Here is a 22,019-nt window from a genome sequence, read left to right on the forward strand (position 1 = left end):
GCCAAGAGTTGATTATCGTTACATCAAAATTAACTTTTTTTAATTATGAATAAAGGGTTAGGGTTGGTTTTGGTGATACTTTAACAGTATTTTACGGCTAAATGTTTCTTTTTTAGCTGTGAAACACCTTGAAAAACAGACTTTAAAATGAAATAAATATTTTTAGAATAAGAGATTGCACAGTAAATTATTAATTGTATATTTGCAACCTTAAAAATCAATAAATCAATTTGGTATGTATGCAATCGTAGAGATAGCAGGGCAACAATTTAAAGTAAGCAAAGACTTAAAGGTTTATGTTAACCGTTTGTCTAACGAAGAAGGTTCAAGTGTTTCATTTGACAAAGTTCTTTTATTAGACGATAACGGAAACGTAACTTTAGGCGCCCCAGCTATAGAAGGTGCTTCAGTAGAAGCTAAAGTGTTACAACACTTAAAAGGAGATAAAGTAATCGTTTTCAAAAAGAAAAGAAGAAAAGGTTACAAAAAGAGAAATGGTCACAGACAATATCTTACTCAAATTGTAATTGAAGGTATTACTGCAGCAGGTGGAACTAAAAAAGCAGCGGCTAAAAAAGCGGTTGTAGCAGAAGATGCTCCGGCAACTGAAGTTGAAGCAGCTCCAAAAGCAAAAAAAGCAGCAGCTCCAAAAGCAAAAAAAGAAGCTACTAAAGAATAATAACAATATTTAAACTCATACGTCATGGCTCACAAGAAAGGTGTCGGTAGTTCGAAGAATGGTAGAGAATCAGAATCAAAACGTTTAGGCGTAAAGATTTTTGGTGGACAAGCTGCTATTGCTGGGAACATCATCGTTAGACAAAGAGGTTCAAAACATAATCCAGGTGAAAACGTTTACATTAGTAAAGATCACACACTACACGCAAGAGTAGCTGGAGTTGTTAAGTTCCAAAAGAAAAAAGATAACAAATCTTATGTATCTATCCTTCCATTCGAAGCATAATCATTAGGTTACTTATTACAAAACCCGTTCTGAAAAGAGCGGGTTTTTTGTTTTTATGACTTCGCCATATAAGTTATATAAGAAAATTTAAGTTTACTTTGTTTTGTCTAAAGCTGTTAGTCTTTGTTGAAATAGTAGATATAATTTATTATCTGAATTAGAATTTTAATTTTTTCGACTGTATTATTTGTATTTTTGATTGTACTAATCTATATAAGCCTTGAAAAAAATACTTTTCCTTTTATTTCTTTTTTGTACAAGTCTGTTTGCAAAAGAAATTCATGCTAGTGAAGAAATTGTTTCTTTAAATGATTCTCAAAAAAAGATTTTATATGAATTTGAGGTTATTAAAAAGAATGGTTTTAATACGGATCAGTTTTGGTTAAAAAATAAAAATCAATTTCCGGAATTAGATGATGCTGCAAGAGATAAATTAGCGGTGCAGATTTTTGCGAATTCTCATGTAGTTTATTCTCCGCCCAAAGATTCTGCAGTTCAGTTTTGGATGAAAACAAAATTCCTGACCAACTGGATGTTTTATTTATCTGCATTTATAGCCATTTGCGCTCTCGTTGCCTTGTTTAAAAAGTATTGGGGATTGCTTATTGATTTATTAATTAGAGGTTTTGCGCCTCTATTAAGGTTTTTGTTTTCGCCTGTTTTGTTAACTTACGAATTGTTTTTAACAGGAGTCGTTTGTATAATTTGCGGATGTCTTATTGATGAGTTTGTAGTAAGAACCGTAATTATTCATTTAGGTTTGTTTTTGCTGTGGAGTCAGTCTACGGCTTTATTTACGAAAGAATATTGGGTTAAAAAATATGTTTCTGAAATAGAAAATAAATTTTGGGGAACAAACCCCTGGGAAACCATAAAAACGATATGTCTTCCGGCGGTTATAATTACATTGGCTCTTATATATGTGTTGTATAAAGTTCCTGCAGATGTTTTTTACAATTATGAAATTGTTGTCTCGGGAATTGCTGCATTTTATGCATTGCCATTCTGGCGTTCATTAGAAAAATATTTATACCCCGTTTTGCTTCCTTATAAAAATGATTATAGACCCAGAAGTATAAATTCTCTTGCAGCTTGTACGGTTATAGCGCTTGTTATTACCTGCATACTTATATTGCAATGGAATTCTGTTTTTTATAATATAATAGCGGCACTAATAAGTTTATTGTTATTGTCATTCCTGATACTGTCTTCAAAAATGAACTATCGATACAGTTATAAAAACTATTATTATTTGCAGTTTGTAACCGTTCTTTTTCTTGTATTGATTTTTTTATATAGTTTTCATATTCATTTAAATGAAATCATCTGGTTTGCATTAATAGCAACAAGTATATTTATTATAATAAAATATATGGAAATTATTTCGTTTTTCTCAGACTGGAAAAAAGGAAGAGCCTGGGCCTGGAAATTGTTAGGTTTAGCTGCATTACTTTGGCTTTTAGGTAAAGGGTTTTTATATGTTTCTGAATTTGTTTTTGTTGGTTAAAATTATAGAAGATTGTTTTCTTTTTTCCATTTGCGGATTCTTGCTCTGGCATTATTGTAGGGAGAAGCGGTATTGAACTGTATCATTCTGCCCAATGTCCATTTTTCATACCAGGGAATTTCATAAAGTTCAGCGTTGGTTTTTTGTTCAATCAAAGAGAGGATTTTATGCACTATACTATGTAATTTATTGCATAAAGTTATAAAATCATCTTTTTCATAATCTTTATAAAACTTTTGTGCCAGTTTTCCAAGTTCATTCCATTTATAGTCTGTCTCAGGAAAATCTACTGTTTCTTTGTTGTCTTTTTTGATGTTCCACTTGAGTACTAATTCTCCCCAGCCTGTCAAATAAGAAATAAGGTTGTTAATGCTCATTACAGTATCTTTTGCATGTCCGTCTAAATTTCGAATAGTAGTTAACTCAGCAGGAATGTCTGATAATTCTTTTTTGAGCTTGTTGTAATTGGTTTTGATTGCGATTTGCAATTCTTCTTTGTTTGCGGGAACAGCCATAATGTAATAGAATATAACTTTATCAAATATAGCTAAAAAGTAAAAAACCTTTGTCAAAGTTTGAAATTTTGACAAAGGTCTATGCTGTTTTGGTTAAGAAGATTATAGTCTGGAATTTAAATTCTATTACTCAGTATCTTTTGTTTCTTCCAGATCCTCAGTTTTTCTTCCTAGTTTTACTTTAGGACTATTCTGAGTTCCGGTAACCGTCAATGGAATTCCGAATATACCAAGAGGAGGTAAGCCTAAACGCATTTTTAAGTTCAGTTTTCCGTCGAGACTTGTTGTGCCTTCGATTCTTGGTCTAAAGCCTGCAAACTTAAATTTAAAGCGCTCTACGGTCATGATATTGTTCTTGATTGTGGTTTTAATGTCAACCTTAGAAAGATCAGGATTTTGCATGGATTCAGAACTTGTTGCTTTGCTTACCGCATTAAACATTTTCAGTCCTCGCACCTTTACATCTTTTACAGAAAGCGTTCCGCCACCCACAAGTGATGGATAAACAGGATCCATATTACCGTTTAAACGGCCTTTTAATTGATAATCAACCGAAACAATTCCCTGTGCTTTTTCGGCAGCGCTGGCCATTTTTCTGAAAACTTCAATTTCGTTGTATGCTTTTTTGATATCAAAATCAGACGCTTTAATAGTAAAATCAAAATTTGCTTTTTGAGGAGTAACAGCCTGGTAATTGGCATTCATAGCAACATTGCAGCCAATTAAGTTAAAACCTGTATTCTGCATGCTTAGTTTACCTTTGTTCATGCTTAAGTTTCCAGTAGCATTTTGAAGGTTTAATTTATCAAAATTCACTTTTTGAGCCTGAGCAGTAAAAATCAGATTCAAATTCGTCGGAATTATGATAACACCCGTTTGTTTTGCTTCAGTCTGAGCAGGAGCCGGGGTTTCAGTTTTTGTTTGGGTTACAGAAGTATTTGCCTGAGTACTCGACATAAATTCGTCAACATTGATGTATCGTGACGTGGACTTAAAAGAACCTCTTAAAACGCCTGTATTGGTGGTTGCGTAATTAAAAACGTTCTGCAAATATCCATTCATCTTAAAATCTGACTGACCGTAAGCAGCCAGAAAATTATTAAAATACATTTTATCCTGATTGATTTTAAAAACACCTTCTTTGATGATGAATTTTTTTGGCAAATATTCTGATGTAATGCCAATATTTCTAAGTTCAAGCGTTCCTTTGTTGTGAAGCTTGCTGTAGTTTCCTTTTTCGGCATCACTTTGTTTGCCTTTCAAAACTAAATCAGCTTTTACAAAGCCATCTAAATCAAGTCCTTTTTGAGAGAAAACTTTATAGATTTTATTTACATCAAGTTCTCCTTTGGCTTTAATATCATAAGTCAAATCGTTGAAATTACTCAAATCTGCTTCTACAAAAACAGGTTTTCCTTCAAAGGTAAACTGTGTAGGTTTTAAGCTCACTTTCAAATCATCAAAAGTTCCTTTTTGATTGTTGATTTTAGATTTTATAGTAATATTGGTAATAGGATTTGGATAATAAGGAGTTTTTAAATAACCATTTTCCAAATCAATAACACCATTTGTAACGGGGAAAAGTTTGTTTTTCTGATCAAATTTTCCATTTGCTTTTACGTCTCCGGCTAAGCTTCCTTTTAAAACAATATCAGGAATTCCCAGGGCTGTTATTAATTTTTCAAGATCTATTTTGGCTTTAAAATCAGCATTGATATTGGGAGTATTTATCCCTTCGATATAAAATTTAGATTTTAAGTAATCTTGATTTATATTTAAAGATAAGTTTTTAGCATCAACAATAGCAAGATCCGGATTTAATGACGGAAGCTTTGTTTTTATTTCTAAATTTAAATTAGAAACCGGAAAAGCACTTTTGTTATAATTTACAAATCCGCTGTCTATTTTTACATCTAAATTAAGGTCTGGAGCAATTTTTTGCGATGCAATATAATTTCCTTTTAAGGTAAAAAGTAAGTTTGTTTTTCCTTTTAATTCGGTTTTAGAAAGCCATGTAATATATTTTGGAGGAAAAGCTGTAAATACATCGTATAAGTCGCTATTGTCGGATTTAATTACAAAATCCATATTGTAGCCATCTTTCAAAAAATCAAATTTCCCTTTAAAATCGACCAAAAGCTGATTGATTTTTAAGTTGTTTTGTTGAAAAAAGAAAGACAAAGAGTTTACATTTACTTTGGTAATCAGATCCGCATCAATTTTTTTATTCATTAAATACGGTTCGCCTTCATAAACAATATTTAATTTCTCGATTTTAGCTTTCGAATACAAATCAAAAATATCTTGGGCTAAATCTCCTTTTCCTAAATAATCAAATCCAAAAGCATCAAAATGAACTTTAGTCGATAAGTCATCGTAAATTATTTTACTGTTGAGGATCTCGATTTTTTCTAGTTTTAGCGATGCATCTGCGTCAGCGCTGTCTTTTGGGTCTGATGGACTTGATGATTTGTAAACATTGTAATTTGCTTCTCCTTTTGCGTTTACTTTTACATTAATAAACGAATCAGATAAATAAATCTGATCAATTTTTACTTCTTTACTAAAAACTAAACTGGCTACATTTATTCCAAAAGAAACCTCTTTTGCGGTGATGAATTTTTCACTTTTATACGGAGCTGACCCGTTAAGGCTTAGGTCATTTAAAGTTAAAGTTAACGAAGGAAAATGATGAAAAAACGAAACTGAAACATCCGAATAGTTCAATTCGGCACTTAGTTTTTCATTTGCCGTTTTCTTGATTTGCTCTTTGATTTTATCGGCAAAAATAATTGGGGTTAAGAATAATAGCCCAATAATAACAACAAAAGTAATTCCCAGATATTTAGCCGTTTTTAATAAAATAGACTTCGTTTTATTTTTTGACATGACCAATTGTGGTATTTATTAGGTAAGAAATGAATAGAAATTAAAAAGGATAAATTATCCATGAACGGTTTCGCTTTTTCCGTAATTGGTAATAATAGAACCTTCGTATTCAATCCATTCTTTCCAGCGTTTATCGATATCTATATTGTCAGTATATTTTCTGGCAAATCCTAGAAAAGTGGTGTAATGTCCGGCTTCAGAAATCATTAAATCGCGATAAAATTTAGCTAATTCTTCGTCTTTAATATTTTCTGATAATACTTTAAAACGTTCACAGCTTCTGGCTTCGATCATGGCCGAAAATAATAAGCGATCACAAAGTGCATCTTTTCGGCTTCCGTCTTTTTTCATGAATTTAAAAAGTTCATTCACATAATGATCTTTTCTTTCGCGGCCCAAAGTCAAACCTCTTTTTTTGATGATATCGTGTACCATTTGCAAATGCTCTAATTCTTCTCTCGCAATTATAAGCATCTCGGTAACTAATTCTTCTAATTCAGAATTGTAAGTAACTAAGCTAATGGCATTTGAAGCTGCTTTTTGTTCGCACCAAGCGTGATCTGTTAATATTTCTTCGATATTCGATTCTACAATATTTACCCAACGAGGGTCTGTGGCTAATTTTAATCCTAACATAATTTCCCGACATTTTAGTTCTTGCAAAATTAGTGTTTTTTATTACTAAAAATCAGGAAATATCGTATGATTGCGCTCAAAAAAAGCATTATTTTGTAGCTTGAAATATTTTGAAATGAATCAGATAAAAAAACTTTTAATCATTGGCTTTGTTTGGCCTGAACCAAATTCGTCTGCAGCGGGTGGTAGAATGATGCAATTGATTTCTATTTTTAAGCAAAACGGATTTGAGATTACATTTGCAAGCCCGGCTTTAGACAGCGATTTTATGGTCGATTTATCTGAATCTGGCGTAAAAAAAGTGTCAATTGAACTGAATAATTCCAGTTTTGATGATTTCATTATCGAATTAAATCCTGATGTTGTTTTGTTTGATCGTTTTATGATCGAAGAACAATTTGGATGGCGGGTATCTGAAAATTGCCCAAAAGCGATTCGTTTATTAGATACCGAAGATTTGCATTGTTTAAGAACGGCAAGGCAAAAAGCGTTTAAAGAAAATAGAGTTTTTGAACTTCATGATTTATTGTCTGAAGAAGTGGCAAAGCGAGAAATTGCCAGTATTTTAAGATGTGATTTATCTTTTATTATTTCTGAATTTGAAATGAAAATCTTAAAAGATGTTTTTAAAATCGATTCAGGTTTATTGTATTATTTACCGTTTTTGGTTTATGAAATGTCTGAATTTGATTTGTTGAAATTGCCTTTGTTTGAAGAACGTAGAAATTTTGTTTTCATTGGAAATTTTCTGCATGAGCCCAATTGGAATACCGTTCAGTATTTAAAAGAAACCATTTGGCCTTTAATCAAAAAACAATTTCCAGAAGCTGTTTTAGAGGTTTATGGTGCGTATCCTTCGCAAAAAGTGTTGCAATTGCATCAGCCTAAAAATGGTTTTTTTATTATGGGAAGAGCTGCGGATGCTAATGAAATCGTTAAAAATGCGAAAGTTGTTCTGGCGCCAATTCGATTTGGAGCCGGATTAAAAGGGAAATTATTGGAAGCTATGCAATGCGGAACGCCAAGTGTAACTACAACAATTGGTTCTGAAGCGATGCATGCCAATTTATCATGGAATGGCTTTGTTACAGATGATACTGAATTGTTCGCAAAAAAGGCGATTGAATTGTATCACGACGAAAAACTTTGGAAACAAGCTCAAAAAAATGGAGTTGCTATCGTCAACGAATGCTATCAATTGAGTAAATATTCTACGGCATTAATAGCAGCGATCAATTCATTGCTGAATGATTCTGAAAGTCATCGCCTGCAAAATTTTATGGGAAGTTTGTTGCAGCATCACACCTTAAAAAGTACCAAATATATGGCAAAATGGATCGAGGCCAAGAATAAAAATTAGTCTGCCATTTTTCCAAAACCTACAGTTTCGCGGTACAATTGTGGCGAAACATCGGCATTGGTTTTAAAGAATCGGCTAAAATAATGTTCGTCGTCATAACCCAATTCATAAGCGATTTCTTTTACCGTTTTGTTGGTCATGTACAATTCTCTTTTCGCTTCGATTATAATTCTTTCGGCAATTAGATCGGTCAGAGTTTTATTGAAATAATTTTTAGATAATTTGGCTAAGGCTTTCGCCGAAATATTCAGCATTTCTGCATAATGTCCTGCAGAATGTTTGATCTTGAAATTCAGTTCAATAGCATCTTTCAAATTTTGGAGAATAAAAGGTTCTTTAGAATCCGGAACCGATTTCATCTCTTCGAGTTGTATGTTTTTGAGTCTCGAAGCCGTAATCAAAAATATCTTTAAATACGAAATGAGTAGTTCATATTGTGCCAGTTCTGAATTTTGCATTTCAATTTTCATCTGATTCAAAACCATTTTAAAAGTCGAAGCCGCTTCTTCTGTAATTATGGTAAAAGGGGGCTGATAGACATTGTTGAATAAAACACCATTGCACGAAACTTCTTTCTGATGGTAATGAATGCAGTAAAAATCAGGATGAAAATGAATTGCAATTCCTTCGATAGGTTCGCTTACGCAAAGCATAAAAGGCTGATACGGTGAAAAGGCGAGGAGTGAGTTTTCTTCAAACTGATGCTCGGCAAAATCAGCTTTTACTTTGCCTTTTCCTTTGGTAACCCAAATCAAGGAGAAATAATTATTGCGCTGCAAATGATCAAAATGGCTATTGTCATCAAACGGAAGCAGTTTAAAAGCAAGGTTCCCGGTTTGCGGATTGATTAAAGTAAAAACATTTTGATTGCTCATGATTTTATGTTTTTTAAAATATAAAGATAGTCATGAAATAAATTCACAACTATCTTTATAAATTGTTTTTTGTTTGAAAAATTAGTTTTGTAATGCTAAGTCCGGAACTGCCGGAAAATCAATTTCTGTGTTTGCAGTATTGTTAAAATAGTTGGTTAAAACATTCAGTGCAACATGTGCTACAGTTTCTGCAAGTTCAGCGTCTGAAACTCCTGCGTTTTTAATTGCATTTACATCCTGATCGTTTACTAAACCATTTTTACTAATTAATGTTTTAGCAAATTGTAGTATCGCTTCCGTTTTTGCATCAGCAGAATTTCCTGTTCTTGCATCGTGTAAAACTTGTGCGTCGGTTTTTAATAATTTTTCGCCAATAAAAGTGTGGGCAGCTACACAATACTCACATGAATTGCTTTCTGAAACTGTTAGAGCAATTAGTTCTCCGGTTTTTGAGCTTAGTTTTCCGTGGCTCAATGCACCGCTTAAATTTAAATATCCTTCAAGAACTGCCGGAGAATTTCCCATTGTTCTCATCATGTTAGGAACAACTCCTAATTTAGCTTGTACAGCGTTGAATAAATCTTTAGTTTTTCCTGTTACTTCTTCTGGGCTTAATGCTGTTAATCGTGTCATTTTATTTAATTTTTTATGTTAATTATTAGTTGTTGTCTTTTGACATTACAAAGGTGCGACGATTACAGATTGTAGAACATGGAGGATTTACGCTATGTGATGGACAATTTTCCCGGGGTTATTTTTTGAATTGAAGAGTCTCCGGATTGTAATACCAACGGGATAAAAAAATCCCCGAATTATCTATTTGATAATCGGGGATGTTAACTGTAAAATCACAAACTGTCAACTGCAACTGTCAACTGAGACTGAAAACTGCGACTGAAAATTGAAAACTATTTCAAAACGCCTTCAATAGCCTGAATCGTTGTAGCGTGATAACCAGATTTTGCTTTGTCAAAAACTTGTTTTGCCCAAGCTTTTCCTTCAGGGGTTTTAACCATTTCTTTATAAAGCATCATTACAGATCCTGTTCTGCTTATTGAAACTAGAAATTGCTCAATCGCAGGATTCGCTGCTTTGTATTGGTGAATTATTGCCTGAACAAACCATTGACGCTTGATGATGAAATTACCACCTTTTGTAAAATTGAATTCCGCATCGATCGCTTCCATTTCTTTTGGTGTAATATCCGTTGGAAGATGGTCTATAAAATACTGTTTTTCGCTGGTTGTTGTAATTTTTTGACTTAATCCTTTAAGTCCGGTTTCTCTCCAGCTTTTTTGAATTTTATCTATAGCATCGAAATCAGCAGAGCTTACCGGAGTAATATTGGATGGAATTCCAGGTTTGTAAATCCAATCTTCTGCTTTTATTTTATCTGCCAGTGTTTTGTCTCCCTTTATAAGATTTTCATTGTAGTATTTAATAAAATCTTCTGTTGTAATCGATTTGAAAGCGTGTGCGTCGAAATAATTTTTAATAAATACGTCAAATTTCTCACGTCCAACAGTGTTTTCGATTACTCTTAAAAAAGCATAACCTTTTACATAAGGAATCATACTGATTCCGTCGTCAGGATTTCTTCCTGTAAGACTTACTTTTAATCTTGTATCAGGGCTTGTCTCCCCATATTCTGCTACATTATCAACTAATTCTTTGCGGGTAATAACATTTTGCATTTCAAATTCTTTCTTTCCAAAAATGGCTTCGCCAATACGGTGTTCTACATAAGTAGTGAAACCTTCGTTTAACCAAATATCATCCCACGTAGCGTTTGTAACCAGATTTCCGCTCCAGCTGTGCCCTAATTCGTGGGCTAATAAACTAGTTAAAGAACGATCTCCTGCGATTACTCCCGGAGTTAAAAAGGTTAGGTTTGGATTTTCCATTCCTCCGTAAGGAAAACTTGGAGGTAAAACCAAGACATCGTAACGTCCCCAACGGTAAGGTCCGTAAAGTTTTTCGGCAGCTACAACCATTTTTCCAAGTTCGGCAAATTCCCAAGCCGATTTTTTTAGCATCGATGGTTCTGCATAAACTCCGGTTCTGTTGTCGATAGATTGAAATTCGATATCTCCAACAGCAATCGCCATTAAATAAGAAGGAATTGCTTTGTCTTGTTTAAAGGTATAAACTCCGGTATCATTTTTCTTCTGAGGATTTACGGCGCTCATTACGGCTAGTAAATCTTTAGGAACGGTAACTTTTGCATTATAAGTAAAACGAACTCCAGGTGAATCCTGACAAGGAATCCAGGTACGTGACCATACGCTTTCTCCCTGAGAAAAAAGGAAAGGTTTCTTTTTGTCTGCTGTTTGTTCTGGTTTAAGCCATTGTAAGGCAACAGCTTCTTTAGTTGTGCTGTAGTAAATATTTACTTTAGTTGTATTGGGTTCAATCGTAACATGAAGAGGTTTTCCGTGAAATTCCACGTCTTTTCCTAATTCGAATTTAGTTTCTTTTTCGTCATCGCCTAAAGTTACTTTTCTAATGTTAAGTGTGTTTTCGTCAAAGATAATTTCATTTCCTTTGCTTATATTATCAATTAACCATGATGCTTTTCCTGAGATGGTCTGAGTGTCAAAATCAACTTTTATGTCGAGATCTAAATGTTTTACAACAGCAAGTTCTGGTTTAGCATAACTGTGTTCATCTGTAACAACAGTTGCTTTTTCTGTTTGTTCCTTTTTCTGACACGCAATTACGGTCAGGAATAAAGTGGCAAGGATTAGTTTTTTCATTTTATGAAGAATTGAATTAGTGGAGGAAAATTAAACAAAAAATCCCGTTTTGAATAAACAAAACGGGATTTTATTATAAATAACCTTAAGCTTGGTTCAGGATGATCCTTCGACTTCGCTTAGGATAAACATCGAAATTATGCCAACATTGTAACCGGGCTTTCGATGTATTGTTTTAATGTTTGTAAGAACTGAGCGCCAGTTGCACCGTCAATTGTTCTGTGGTCACACGCTAATGATAACATCATTGTGTTTCCTACTACAATCTGACCGTTTTTAACTACTGGTTTCTCAACAATTGCACCTACAGAAAGGATAGCAGAGTTTGGCTGGTTGATAATTGAATTGAATTCAGTAATACCAAACATTCCAAGGTTAGATACTGTAAAAGTACTTCCTTCCATTTCTTGTGGTCCAAGTTTTTTGTTTTTAGCTCTTCCTGCAAGATCTCTTACTGAAGCTCCAATTTGAGATAAACTCATAGCATCTGTAAATTTCAATACAGGAACTACTAATCCGTCTTCAACAGCTACGGCAACACCAATATTAACGTGGTGGTTGATGATGATAGCATCTTCTTTCCATTGAGAGTTAATTTTTGGATGTTTTTTCAATGCTAAAGCACAAGCTTTAATTACCATATCGTTGAAAGATACTTTTGTATCCGGAACAGTATTGATTGTCGCTCTTGAAGCCATTGCGTCATCCATGCTTACTTCGATCACTAAGTTGTAGTGAGGTGCGGTAAATAATGATTCAGCAAGACGTTTTGCGATAATTTTACGCATTTGAGAGTTTTTGATCTCTTCGGTGAAAACTTCTCCGGCAGGAACAAATACTTTTGGTGCAGCAGGAGCAGCGTCAGCTTTTGGTGCAGCAGTAGTTGCTGTTGCAGCTGGTTGTGCTTGTGCAGCTGGAGTAAAGTTTTCGATATCGCTTTTTACGATACGTCCGTTTTCTCCTGAACCTTTAACCTGAGTTAGTTGGATTCCTTTGTCAGAAGCGATTTTCTTCGCTAATGGCGAAGCTAAAATTCTTCCTCCGTTTGAAGTTTCAGCTACAGCTTCAGTTGCTTTTTCAGCAGCAGGAGCAGCTTTTTCTTCAGTTGCAGGAGCACTTGCAGTTGCAGCGCCTCCGGCAGTATAATTGTCAGCAATTCCAGAAATATCAGTTCCTGCAGGTCCTATAATAGCTAGTAAACTATCAACAGGTGCGGTATTTCCTTCCTGAATACCAATGTATAATAATGTTCCTTCATTGAAAGACTCAAACTCCATTGTAGCTTTGTCAGTTTCAATTTCAGCAAGGATATCGCCTTCAGCAACAGCATCACCTACTTTTTTCAACCAGGTTGCTACAGTTCCTTCAGTCATTGTATCACTCAAACGTGGCATAGTTACAACTATAACACCTTTTGGTAATTCAGTTGCAGCTTTTGCAGCAGGAGCAGCAGTTTCTGTTTTTGCTTCAGCAGCAGGAGCGGCTTCAGCTTTTGGTGCTTCTGCAGCAGCAGGTGCATCACCACCGGCTAAAAGAGCAGAAATATCTTCTCCTTCGTTACCAATGATTGCTAATAATGAATCAACAGGAGCAGTTTCTCCAGCCTGAATTCCGATATGTAAAAGAGTTCCTTCATTGAAAGACTCAAATTCCATTGTTGCTTTATCTGTTTCAATTTCAGCAAGGATATCACCTTCGCTAATTTTGTCGCCTACTTTTTTTAACCAAGTCGCTACCGTTCCTTCCGTCATAGTATCGCTCAAACGAGGCATTGTTACTTTTATGGCCATAATATATTATAGTTTATGAGGTGTGAATGGATAGTCTTCTTGTGCGTATACTACATCGTATAATTGTTGTAATTCAGGATATGGAGATTCTTCAGCGAATTTCACACATTCTTCAACCAAATCTTTTACTCTTTGGTCAATTACTTCAATTTCTTCTTCTGTAGCATACTTTTGATCCATAATTACATCTAAAACCTGAGTAATAGGGTCAATTTTTTTGTATTCTTCAACCTCTTCTTTAGAACGGTACAATTGTGCATCAGACATAGAGTGTCCTCTGTAACGGTATGTTTTCATTTCAAGGAAAGTTGGTCCGTCACCACGACGAGCTCTGTCGATAGCTTCTGTCATTGCTTCAGCAACTTTTACAGGATTCATTCCGTCAACTGGTCCGCAAGGCATTTCATATCCTAAACCAAGTTTCCAGATATCAGTGTGGTTTGCAGTTCTTTCAACGGAAGTTCCCATTGCATAACCGTTGTTTTCAACGATAAATACAACTGGCAATTTCCATAGCATAGCCATGTTGAAAGCTTCGTGTAATGAACCTTGTCTTGCAGCACCATCACCAAAATAGGTCATAGTAACTCCGCCAGTTTCAAAATATTTATCAGCAAAAGCTAAACCAGCTCCTACCGGGATTTGTCCACCTACGATTCCGTGTCCTCCGTAAAAACGGTGCTCTTTAGAGAAAATGTGCATAGAACCTCCCATACCTTTAGAAGTTCCTGTTGCTTTTCCTAAAAGTTCAGCCATTACTCGTCTAGGATCAACTCCCATACCAATTGGCTGTACGTGGTTTCTGTAAGCAGTAATCATTTTATCTTTAGTCAGGTCCATAGCGTGCAAGGCACCTGCTAGTACAGCTTCCTGACCATTATATAGGTGTAAAAAACCTCTAACTTTTTGTTGAATGTATAATGCTGCAAGTTTGTCTTCAAACTTTCTCCAAAGTAGCATGTCTTCGTACCACTTTAAATATACTTCTTTTGTAACTTCTTTCATCTGAATTCTTTCTTTTGCTAAAGTTTGTTTGTGTTATCAATTGTTGCCTATAACGCAAAATAGTTTCCTCCCACAAATTTGCGCCCGAAAGGTCGGGATGCAAAAATAAGACATTCCTATTAAGAAGTAAAATTTAAACGTGACTTTTTGGCTTTTTTTTACAAGAACTTTTTATCAAACATAAAAGGAAGCAAATTTTTAAGGGATGCAGATTTGTAAACTTCGCCAATTTCGCCCATAAAATAGATTTCTATAGGTGTGTCTTGCCTAATTTCGTATTCGGCAATAGATTGGCGGCAAGAACCACACGGCGGAATTGGTGCTGTAGTCTGATTCGTATCTGAAGCTGCTGTAATCGCTATTTTTAGGATTTTAGCATCAGGATAAGCGCTTCCTGCGTAAAAAATGGCAACTCTTTCTGCGCATAATCCCGATGGATAAGCTGCATTTTCCTGATTAGAACCTAAAACTATTTTTCCGTTATCTAATAATAATGCTGCTCCAACTCTAAATTGAGAATAGGGGGCATATGCTTTTTTTCGAACTTCAACAGCCTCGCTCATTAAGTCCTGTATGTCTTTTGAAAGTTCTTCCAGAGAATTGTAAACGGTAAAAGATGATGTTATGCTTATTTCTTTCATTTCTTTTTATGGGAAAAAAAATCCAAATCTCTAAGAATAGAAATTTGGATTGTTGTTATTTTTATTGTTTTATTCGTTTAATAAACTTCGTATTTGTCGCCAAAGTTAAAGGTTAAAGAAAAGCGAAGTGTATTTTCTAAAGGATTTTTGATTTTAGATGCCGAAAATAAGTAAGAAACGTCAAGTTTTACTACATTATATTTGAAACCTGCTCCTAAAGAGAAAAACTGAACGCCTCCTTTTTGCGGGCTTTGGTGATAATATCCTGCTCTCATCGAAAAAGCATCCTGATACGTATATTCTCCTGCAACACTATAAGTGATCTCTTTTAGTTCTTCGCTAAAACCACCCGGAGCATCTCCAAATGATTTAAAAATTCCCGAAACCCAACCTATGTCATTATAGTTCTTGTAATTGGTAGCATTTGCCTGTTCCTGAGAAATTTCTCCCGGATCATTATAATCTCCATCTCCGTTTAAATCTACCGGAGTTCCTGGTCCTGGAGGAGTGGGTACTAAAAGTTTGGTAAATTCGACACTCAGTCCAACTTTATTATAGTCGTCCAGAATAAAATCAAAACCACCACCAACTCTTAAATTTGCCGGTAAAAAGTTTGAGCTTAAGTCATCATTGTCGTAGCTTATTTTCTGGCCAAGGTTTTGCATGTTGAAACCTGCTCTCCATCGTCCGTTAAAGTCAGAATAAGCAATTTCTTCAGATTGGTAGAACCCCGCGATATCAACTGCAAAAGTACTGGCTGCAGAAGCATCTACATCTTCTGAGGCAATTTTTAGATTTGAATTGATGAATCTTGCTGCAACTGCCATCGAGAATGTTTCGCTTAATTTCAATGAATAAGATCCGTCTAAGGCGAATTCGTTTGGTGATACTATTCTGGCAGCTTCACTTGGATCTCCGGTTGTTCTTAACTCAATATCTCCAAAACCAAAATAGCGAAGACTTCCTGCAAAGGCACTTCGTTCGTTGATTTTGTTGTAGTACGTTACCTGGCCTAATGAAATGTCATTGGCTAAGTCTGTTAAATAAGGAGTGTAACTAATAGAAAAACCTTGCTTATCTATTGAGAAAGCATATTTTGCAGGATTCCATTGTTGGGAGAACGCATCTGCTGATGTGGCTACACCCTGATCCGCCAAACCGGCTGCTCTGGCATCTGCTGCAACTAATAAAAAAGGAACACCTGTTGTAATAGGACGATTTTCCTGGGCCTGTGCTTTAAAAAGAATAAAAGAACAAATTAAGAGTAGTGATATTTTTTTCATTTAGGGACTTAATGTATTTATGATACAAATATATATATTATTATAAGATGACAAGCTTTTCGTATTTTTCTGCTTTTTTATTTGTTAAATTAGATCTTACGGTCAGTTTATAAATATAAACACCTTTTCCTATCCGGTCACCAAAATCGTCTTTTCCGTCCCAGGTAATTTCTCTTGATAAAAAACCTTCTGTGGTTACAATCTGGTTTTTTGTCCAGACTACTTTTCCTGTAATGGTCATTACCTGAACCTGAACGTCTAAGGGTTCGTAGGGTCTGTTATGAGAAAACCAAAACTGGGTATATGTAGAAAAAGGATTAGGGTAATTAAGAACGTGACTTAGTGTTAGTGATTCATCTCCAACAACTACAAATTGTATTTCGCTTGTAACCGGATTGTTGTAAACATCCCATGCGGTAAAGCTTATAGTGTGCATTCCCGGAGCTAAATTTCTTAAAGGGAAACGTAAATTTCCGTTCGTATAATCGTCTAATTTGGTTTGATAATAATCATTCAGGATATAGGGATTACTAACGTCTCCGTCCAGAATTGCTACAATGTCATGCCCGATTCCGCTTGCTGTATTTATACCATTTTCATCCTCCAGAAACGCCAGTAAAAATGGCGATTCGTTTGTAATTCCGCCAGATACAAAAGTTTCGTCGTTCATATATAACTTAACTTTTGGACTTATATTGTCCTGAGGTGCATTTTCATTTATACCTCCTATTTTAATGGTGGTATTGTAGCCGGTTTGGTTTTCTAAAGCCTGATTTTTTTTCGAATAAAAACTAATTCGGCCGTAATCAACCGGAACGCGTATATCTCTTGGTACAACAAAGCTAAATTCGAACTGTCCATTGGTTACGGATGCATTTCCTCTAAAGATTGTTTCTCCCAGTATTTTAAATGACATTGCAGGACTATAACCATCATTATTTAAGGTTGTTGTTGTAATTAATTTGTCGAAAATTGCAGTGGCTAATTCACCATTATAATTGCTTAGAAGATTGTTATTTTCATCGGTAATCTCACCTGAAATTTTAATTTTTGCCAAAGATTTAAAATCCGGAATTGATTGCGAAATCACAACATCGTTTACTTTTGTTAAATTAATTCGCGGTTTAGGAACGGCTAACATTAAAGCAGGGTCTCCAATATAAAAAATAACATTACTTGCCGAACTTGGGTTCTCGTTTTTAGAAATTCGGAGTGCCTCGGCAATGCTTGTATATTGATTAGACCCGTACGAAAGCAGGTTTTTGCTAAGGCTGTCATTAAAATCTTCTGCATTAAATTGTCCAATGGCGCGAATGGTGGTGAGCATAGAAATTGCCCCTCCTCTTGGATTCCAAAAAGTATATTCTCCTGCTGTTGGCCTTGTTGGATCATCGAATCTTGAAAATTCACAAGTAATGGTTATAAATAAAGGATATTTGTATTGATTGTTTAGATTTTGTCCGTCTGATTTTTCCCAGATACGTTCGCTTGCCAGTCCATCTTCGCCACCGTGGCCTAAATAATTAAAAATTAAAGCGCCTTTTTCGAAAGCATTAAATAAATCGGTTCTGGCTTTAGGATATCTTGATCCGCCGGCGGAAGCTTCCTGAGTGTACGCATCCAGAATGATTTTGTCAACATTCAAAAAAGGTTTCTGGGTGGAGATGTTGTCAGCCAGATTGTTTTGATGAAATTGTAATGTTGCATCTGAAGTCTGATCAGAATCATCGCTCACCATAACGATATTATTTCGCCAATTTCCGTATGATTTAACGTCATGGTATTCTAAAACTTTATTGACCATTTCGCCTGCTTGTGCATTATCTGATACTAACATTCTGCCAACAGCAATGTCAATTCCGCCAAAAGGCGAAACCACTACTCCTTCATTATTGTCCATTAAACCGTAAAAATCATCAGATGCAAATGAAGCTTCTCCGGTCGAGTTGCTAATTACGGATTGATATATAGGTACAATGTTATTGTTATTTGTAATTCTGTCTTTATAATCGAAGGAAGCATCTCCGAATAAATTCAGGTATTTTATTTTTTTATCTGAAGATGATGCGTTGTCGTAAATGTATCTGATGCAATTTCTAATGGCCGCGATATCTTGTTTTCCTGAAGAAAATTCCTGATAGATATTCTCTAAGGCGATTACTTTTACATTTAAATTAGAATATGTTCTGTGAAAATTCGCTAGTTTTTCGGCTTGAGAAACTAAAAACTTAGGAGTAACAATTACATAGTCAATATCCTGAAAGCTGTTTTGGACATTTTTAAATAATGTTCCTTTTAAGTTTTGATTGACAATTTTTGATTGGTTTTCTTTTAAAGGAGTATAGTAATCAGCAGGATCAATGGCGATGTATTTTCTAATTTCTCGCAAATTGGCTTTAAAACTAAAAGAGGCTTGATTTGAGTTATCAGTTTTTGATACATTATATAGGTCTGTGATATCCCAAATTTGAGTAATACCTGCAGCATTGCTTATAGTGTAATTTACAATTCCTCCTGTTGCACCTGCGAGATCGTATTGAAATTTAAATTGTTTGCCAATGCCTATTAATTTTCTTTTGGCAATTAAATTGATGTAATCCAAGTAGCCTTTTGATCCCGGAACACCATTATTATTATAGGTAAGTTTTATTTTTATGTTTTCTGTTCCGGTAAATGAACTATTAGAAGCTAATTTTTGGGTGTAAAATTTTAGTTCAGAATTAGAAACTAATGCCTGAAAATTAATTGTGCCAATATTTTGTCCGTTGGCAGCAACAGCAAATGAAGTAGGAGTAAAAGCTGCCGAAGCTGCATTTAATTCTATTTTTACAGGTATTGAAGTTTCAAGATTTGGAAAGTTGAATTCGAATTCCTGTTCCTGGTTAATGTCAAATGCTTCTCCAAACCATTGGCGACCGAGATGAGCAATATTTGTTTTGTCGATTTCATGAAATTGATAGTCGTCAAAAGTATTTAGTTCTAAAGTGCTGTTTCCTGTTGGCGGATTGAAATTCTGAATGCGTTTTCCGTCGCTTCCGGCTACGGTAACATAATAATACGACTTTGTACTGTATAGATTTAGGTTGGTCTGGCTTTCGGTGCTCCAGTTTTCTACTCCTTCACCATAAAAAAGAATGTAATCTTCGTTGTTGAAAACGCCGTCACTTTCTCCTGTAATCTGAATAGCATTTTCTGTTAAATCGTCTGGATAGTACGTGCTGTTGGACAAGGGAAGCATTTTTCCTCCGTTTCCATAAATTTTAATTCTTCTTGGGTCAACTTTTGACGGGTCAAAACCAAGACTTTGCAAAAAAGATTTTGAAATTTTATAAACGCCAGATTTTTCGATATAAAAACGATACCAGCCTCCGGAAGCCAAAACTGAATTGTAAACCAAGTTTGATTTTTGAAAAGTAGAAGAATTGCTATTTGTTGATGTCGAGCTATTACTTATAGAATAAGAAAATGATCTTATTCGTTTGTAGCTGTTTCCTTCTTTTATTATAGGTGATAAGGAAAGGAAAGTTTGCTTTTGATCTCTGGAGTTAGTTGTTTTTAACGTTTCATTTGGTTTTTCGGGAATGTTTTCAAGAGATAAGTCACCTAATTCGTTAGTTGAAACAGATTCGTATATAATGTTTGTGATTTGTACCGAATTATTGTTTGCAGAACCTGATTCTTTCAGGTTAAGTAGCAAGGTTATGTTTTTTTTAGTAGTATCGTATCTAAAACTGCCTCCTGAAAAGTATGGGATTTTTATTTTTGATTCGCCAAAACTCATCTCTTTTTTATTTTGCCAATCTAGCGTAAAGCTCCCATTTACCTGAGAAAATGAGATGAACGGAATCAAAAAAAGATATAAGAATAGGGCTTGTTTCATTACGCGATAAATCGGTTTTAAGTTAAAAATATTTTAGTAAGTAAAAATATAGTATTTCATGTTATAGTAAATAATAAAAAGTATATTTTTGCGTTCGTAACTATAGGTTATTTTCTGGTAAAAAACAGCTAAATAAAATTATTAGAACAGATGTTGCTAATTAAATGTTAATTATTATATTGCAGCACCTAAATTTATCACCTAAGAATGAGTATGAAAGTAAACAAAATTGTAGTCTTGCAATTAATGATGTCAATGGTATTGATGTTGGGCACGGCTAGTTGTAGCAAAAAATCGAGTTCCAGTCAAGCTTCCAGAGCAACTGGTTGGGATGTAGATAGTCAGAATGGAACTGCTGCCAGAAATGCAGGAAAAAAACAACAGGCTGGTCCTGGTTTAGTTTTTGTTGAAGGAGGTACATTTACTATGGGTAAAGTACAAGATGATGTTATGCACGATTGGAATAACACACCTACTCAACAGCACGTTCAGTCATTCTACATGGATGAAACAGAGGTTACCAATGGTATGTACTTAGAATACCTGGAGTGGTTAAAGAAAGTTTTCCCTCCAACAGAAGAAAATTACAAAAATATTTACGAAGGAGCATCTCCTGATACATTAGTATGGAGAAATCGTTTAGGATACAACGAAACGATGACTAATAACTACTTGAGACATCCATCTTATGCAAACTACCCAGTAGTTGGTGTTAACTGGATTCAGGCTGTTGAGTTTGCTAAATGGAGAACTGACCGTGTAAACGAAGCAGTTTTAGAGAAAAATGGTTTCCTTCAAAAAGGTGCTAAAACAAACGATGTTACTGCTGATAATTCATTTAACACAGAGGCATACTTAATGTCTCCTAGTACTGCACGTGGTGGTAGCGAAGAGATTGTTTTAAAGAAAAATCCAAACGGAAGAAGACCTAAAGCAGGAAAAGATGGTGTAGTTCCAGAAGAAAAAAATGTGTACGCACAACGTTCTTCAGGTATTATATTGCCAGAATACAGACTTCCTACAGAGGCAGAATGGGAATATGCGGCTGCAGCTGATGTTGGACAAAGAGAATACAATATATATAAAGGACAAAAGAAATATCCTTGGTCCGGAGATTATACACGTTCTAACAAACGTAAAAACAAAGGAGATCAATTGGCTAACTTTAAACAAGGAAACGGTGATTACGGTGGAATTGCAGGTTGGTCTGATGATGGTGCAGATATTACAAATGCTGTAAAAAGCTATGCGCCTAACGATTTTGGATTATACGATATGGCTGGAAACGTAGCCGAATGGGTTGCCGATGTTTACAGACCTATTATTGATAATGAAGCGAATGATTTTAACTACTTTAGAGGAAATCAATATGCTAAAAACAAAATTGGTAAAGATGGTAAAATTGAAATTATCACTAAAGATAATATTCAATACAAAACTTTAAGCAACGGTAAAAAAGTAGCTACAAACCTACCAGGAGAAATTGCTCAGGTTCCTGTTGATGAAAATGAAACTTACTTGAGACAAAATTTCAGTACAAGTGATAACATCAACTATAGAGATGGTGATAAACAATCATCTAAATATTTTGACTTTGGTGATCCTGAGTCAGGAGCAAAAGCTGATCAGTCAATGTACAACTCTCCTAAGCATAATGTAACAACAGACAGTTTAGGTCAAATGGTTAGAAAGTATGACAACTCTAGTAAACGTACTACATTAATCGATGATAACGTAAGAGTTTACAAAGGTGGTTCTTGGAGAGACAGAGCATATTGGTTAGATCCTGCTCAAAGAAGATATTTCCCTCAGGATATGGCAACAGATTACATCGGATTTAGATGTGCTATGTCTAGAGTAGGTGCAAAAGCTGAAAAAAGAAAATCGCCTAGAAACTAAATTCTAGAAAATTAAATAA

Annotated in this window: 16 protein-coding genes; 5 read left to right on the forward strand and 11 right to left on the reverse strand. The window is 34.8% G+C overall.

From position 1 onward, the window contains the following. Positions 1-235: 235 nt before the first annotated feature. From rplU to LNP81_RS08540, 3 genes are all read left to right on the forward strand, one after another. Positions 236-679 (forward strand): 50S ribosomal protein L21, encoded by a 444-nt coding sequence (gene rplU, locus LNP81_RS08530; protein ID WP_194615983.1) that lies wholly within the window; start codon positions 236-238, stop codon positions 677-679. 24 nt (positions 680-703) lie between these two features. After that, positions 704-964, forward strand: coding sequence for a 50S ribosomal protein L27 (rpmA, locus tag LNP81_RS08535; RefSeq protein ID WP_017497241.1), 261 nt, complete (start codon positions 704-706; stop codon positions 962-964). A 220-nt stretch (positions 965-1,184) separates the two neighbouring features. Then, positions 1,185-2,471 carry a hypothetical protein gene (locus tag LNP81_RS08540; protein ID WP_230035009.1) on the forward strand — a complete coding sequence of 429 codons (1,287 nt, stop codon included), beginning with the start codon at positions 1,185-1,187 and terminating at the stop codon, positions 2,469-2,471. 2 nt (positions 2,472-2,473) lie between these two features. Here the strand turns inward: LNP81_RS08540 and LNP81_RS08545 are convergent, their stop codons facing one another. The 3 genes from LNP81_RS08545 to LNP81_RS08555 all read right to left on the reverse strand — a co-directional run bounded on the left by LNP81_RS08545 (position 2,474) and on the right by LNP81_RS08555 (position 6,511). After that, a complete protein-coding gene (locus LNP81_RS08545) occupies positions 2,474-3,043 on the reverse strand; it encodes a ClbS/DfsB family four-helix bundle protein (RefSeq protein WP_305070234.1) in 570 nt (189 codons plus the stop codon). A 69-nt stretch (positions 3,044-3,112) separates the two neighbouring features. Next, positions 3,113-5,875 (reverse strand): AsmA-like C-terminal region-containing protein, encoded by a 2,763-nt coding sequence (locus LNP81_RS08550; RefSeq protein ID WP_230035011.1) that lies wholly within the window; start codon positions 5,873-5,875, stop codon positions 3,113-3,115. Between the two features lie 54 nt (positions 5,876-5,929). After that, on the reverse strand, positions 5,930-6,511 hold the full coding sequence (locus LNP81_RS08555; protein ID WP_213295077.1) for a MiaE family protein: 582 nt from the start codon (positions 6,509-6,511) through the stop codon (positions 5,930-5,932). Positions 6,512-6,626: 115 nt separating this feature from the next. Here LNP81_RS08555 and LNP81_RS08560 point away from each other — a divergent pair, with 115 nt between their 5' ends. Then, on the forward strand, positions 6,627-7,871 hold the full coding sequence (locus LNP81_RS08560) for a glycosyltransferase family 4 protein (RefSeq protein WP_230035013.1): 1,245 nt from the start codon (positions 6,627-6,629) through the stop codon (positions 7,869-7,871). Here LNP81_RS08560 and LNP81_RS08565 read toward each other — a convergent pair. The 8 genes from LNP81_RS08565 to porU form a co-directional block, all read right to left on the reverse strand. Next, on the reverse strand, positions 7,868-8,746 hold the full coding sequence (locus tag LNP81_RS08565) for a helix-turn-helix domain-containing protein (RefSeq protein ID WP_230035016.1): 879 nt from the start codon (positions 8,744-8,746) through the stop codon (positions 7,868-7,870). The genes LNP81_RS08560 and LNP81_RS08565 overlap by 4 nt on opposite strands. An 81-nt stretch (positions 8,747-8,827) precedes the next feature. Then, positions 8,828-9,379 (reverse strand): carboxymuconolactone decarboxylase family protein, encoded by a 552-nt coding sequence (locus LNP81_RS08570; RefSeq protein WP_230035018.1) that lies wholly within the window; start codon positions 9,377-9,379, stop codon positions 8,828-8,830. 275 nt (positions 9,380-9,654) lie between these two features. Next, on the reverse strand, positions 9,655-11,502 hold the full coding sequence (locus LNP81_RS08575) for a hydrolase/aminopeptidase (RefSeq protein ID WP_230035020.1): 1,848 nt from the start codon (positions 11,500-11,502) through the stop codon (positions 9,655-9,657). A gap of 137 nt (positions 11,503-11,639) precedes the next feature. Further along, positions 11,640-13,292, reverse strand: a complete 1,653-nt coding sequence (locus LNP81_RS08580) for a dihydrolipoyl dehydrogenase family protein (RefSeq protein ID WP_230035023.1) — start codon at positions 13,290-13,292, stop codon at positions 11,640-11,642. A 6-nt stretch (positions 13,293-13,298) separates the two neighbouring features. Next, complete coding sequence (pdhA, locus tag LNP81_RS08585; RefSeq protein ID WP_056190513.1) at positions 13,299-14,297, reverse strand: pyruvate dehydrogenase (acetyl-transferring) E1 component subunit alpha; 999 nt, start codon at positions 14,295-14,297, stop codon at positions 13,299-13,301. Positions 14,298-14,455: 158 nt separating this feature from the next. Beyond that, positions 14,456-14,938, reverse strand: a complete 483-nt coding sequence (gene cdd, locus LNP81_RS08590; protein WP_230035024.1) for a cytidine deaminase — start codon at positions 14,936-14,938, stop codon at positions 14,456-14,458. A 77-nt stretch (positions 14,939-15,015) separates the two neighbouring features. Continuing rightward, positions 15,016-16,221, reverse strand: a complete 1,206-nt coding sequence (gene porV, locus LNP81_RS08595) for a type IX secretion system outer membrane channel protein PorV (protein WP_230035025.1) — start codon at positions 16,219-16,221, stop codon at positions 15,016-15,018. A 40-nt stretch (positions 16,222-16,261) separates the two neighbouring features. Continuing rightward, entirely contained in the window at positions 16,262-20,101 is a 3,840-nt protein-coding gene (gene porU / locus LNP81_RS08600) for a type IX secretion system sortase PorU (RefSeq protein ID WP_230035026.1), read from the reverse strand. Between the two features lie 213 nt (positions 20,102-20,314). Here porU and gldJ point away from each other — a divergent pair, with 213 nt between their 5' ends. Then, positions 20,315-22,000 carry a gliding motility lipoprotein GldJ gene (gene gldJ / locus LNP81_RS08605; protein ID WP_230040890.1) on the forward strand — a complete coding sequence of 562 codons (1,686 nt, stop codon included), beginning with the start codon at positions 20,315-20,317 and terminating at the stop codon, positions 21,998-22,000. Positions 22,001-22,019 lie beyond the last annotated feature (19 nt).

Origin of the sequence: Flavobacterium piscisymbiosum (assembly GCF_020905295.1) — a bacterium.
GTDB classification, from domain to species: domain Bacteria; phylum Bacteroidota; class Bacteroidia; order Flavobacteriales; family Flavobacteriaceae; genus Flavobacterium; species Flavobacterium piscisymbiosum.

Coding starts and splice junctions, on each gene's coding strand:
- rplU (WP_194615983.1), top strand. CDS start 236: ATGTATGCAATCGTAGAGATAGCAGGGCAACAATTTAAAGTAAGCAAA.
- rpmA (WP_017497241.1), top strand. CDS start 704: ATGGCTCACAAGAAAGGTGTCGGTAGTTCGAAGAATGGTAGAGAATCA.
- LNP81_RS08550 (WP_230035011.1), bottom strand. CDS start 5,875: ATGTCAAAAAATAAAACGAAGTCTATTTTATTAAAAACGGCTAAATAT.
- LNP81_RS08555 (WP_213295077.1), bottom strand. CDS start 6,511: ATGTTAGGATTAAAATTAGCCACAGACCCTCGTTGGGTAAATATTGTA.
- LNP81_RS08560 (WP_230035013.1), top strand. CDS start 6,627: ATGAATCAGATAAAAAAACTTTTAATCATTGGCTTTGTTTGGCCTGAA.
- LNP81_RS08565 (WP_230035016.1), bottom strand. CDS start 8,746: ATGAGCAATCAAAATGTTTTTACTTTAATCAATCCGCAAACCGGGAAC.
- LNP81_RS08570 (WP_230035018.1), bottom strand. CDS start 9,379: ATGACACGATTAACAGCATTAAGCCCAGAAGAAGTAACAGGAAAAACT.
- LNP81_RS08575 (WP_230035020.1), bottom strand. CDS start 11,502: ATGAAAAAACTAATCCTTGCCACTTTATTCCTGACCGTAATTGCGTGT.
- LNP81_RS08580 (WP_230035023.1), bottom strand. CDS start 13,292: ATGGCCATAAAAGTAACAATGCCTCGTTTGAGCGATACTATGACGGAA.
- pdhA (WP_056190513.1), bottom strand. CDS start 14,297: ATGAAAGAAGTTACAAAAGAAGTATATTTAAAGTGGTACGAAGACATG.
- cdd (WP_230035024.1), bottom strand. CDS start 14,938: ATGAAAGAAATAAGCATAACATCATCTTTTACCGTTTACAATTCTCTG.
- porV (WP_230035025.1), bottom strand. CDS start 16,221: ATGAAAAAAATATCACTACTCTTAATTTGTTCTTTTATTCTTTTTAAA.
- porU (WP_230035026.1), bottom strand. CDS start 20,101: ATGAAACAAGCCCTATTCTTATATCTTTTTTTGATTCCGTTCATCTCA.
- gldJ (WP_230040890.1), top strand. CDS start 20,315: ATGAAAGTAAACAAAATTGTAGTCTTGCAATTAATGATGTCAATGGTA.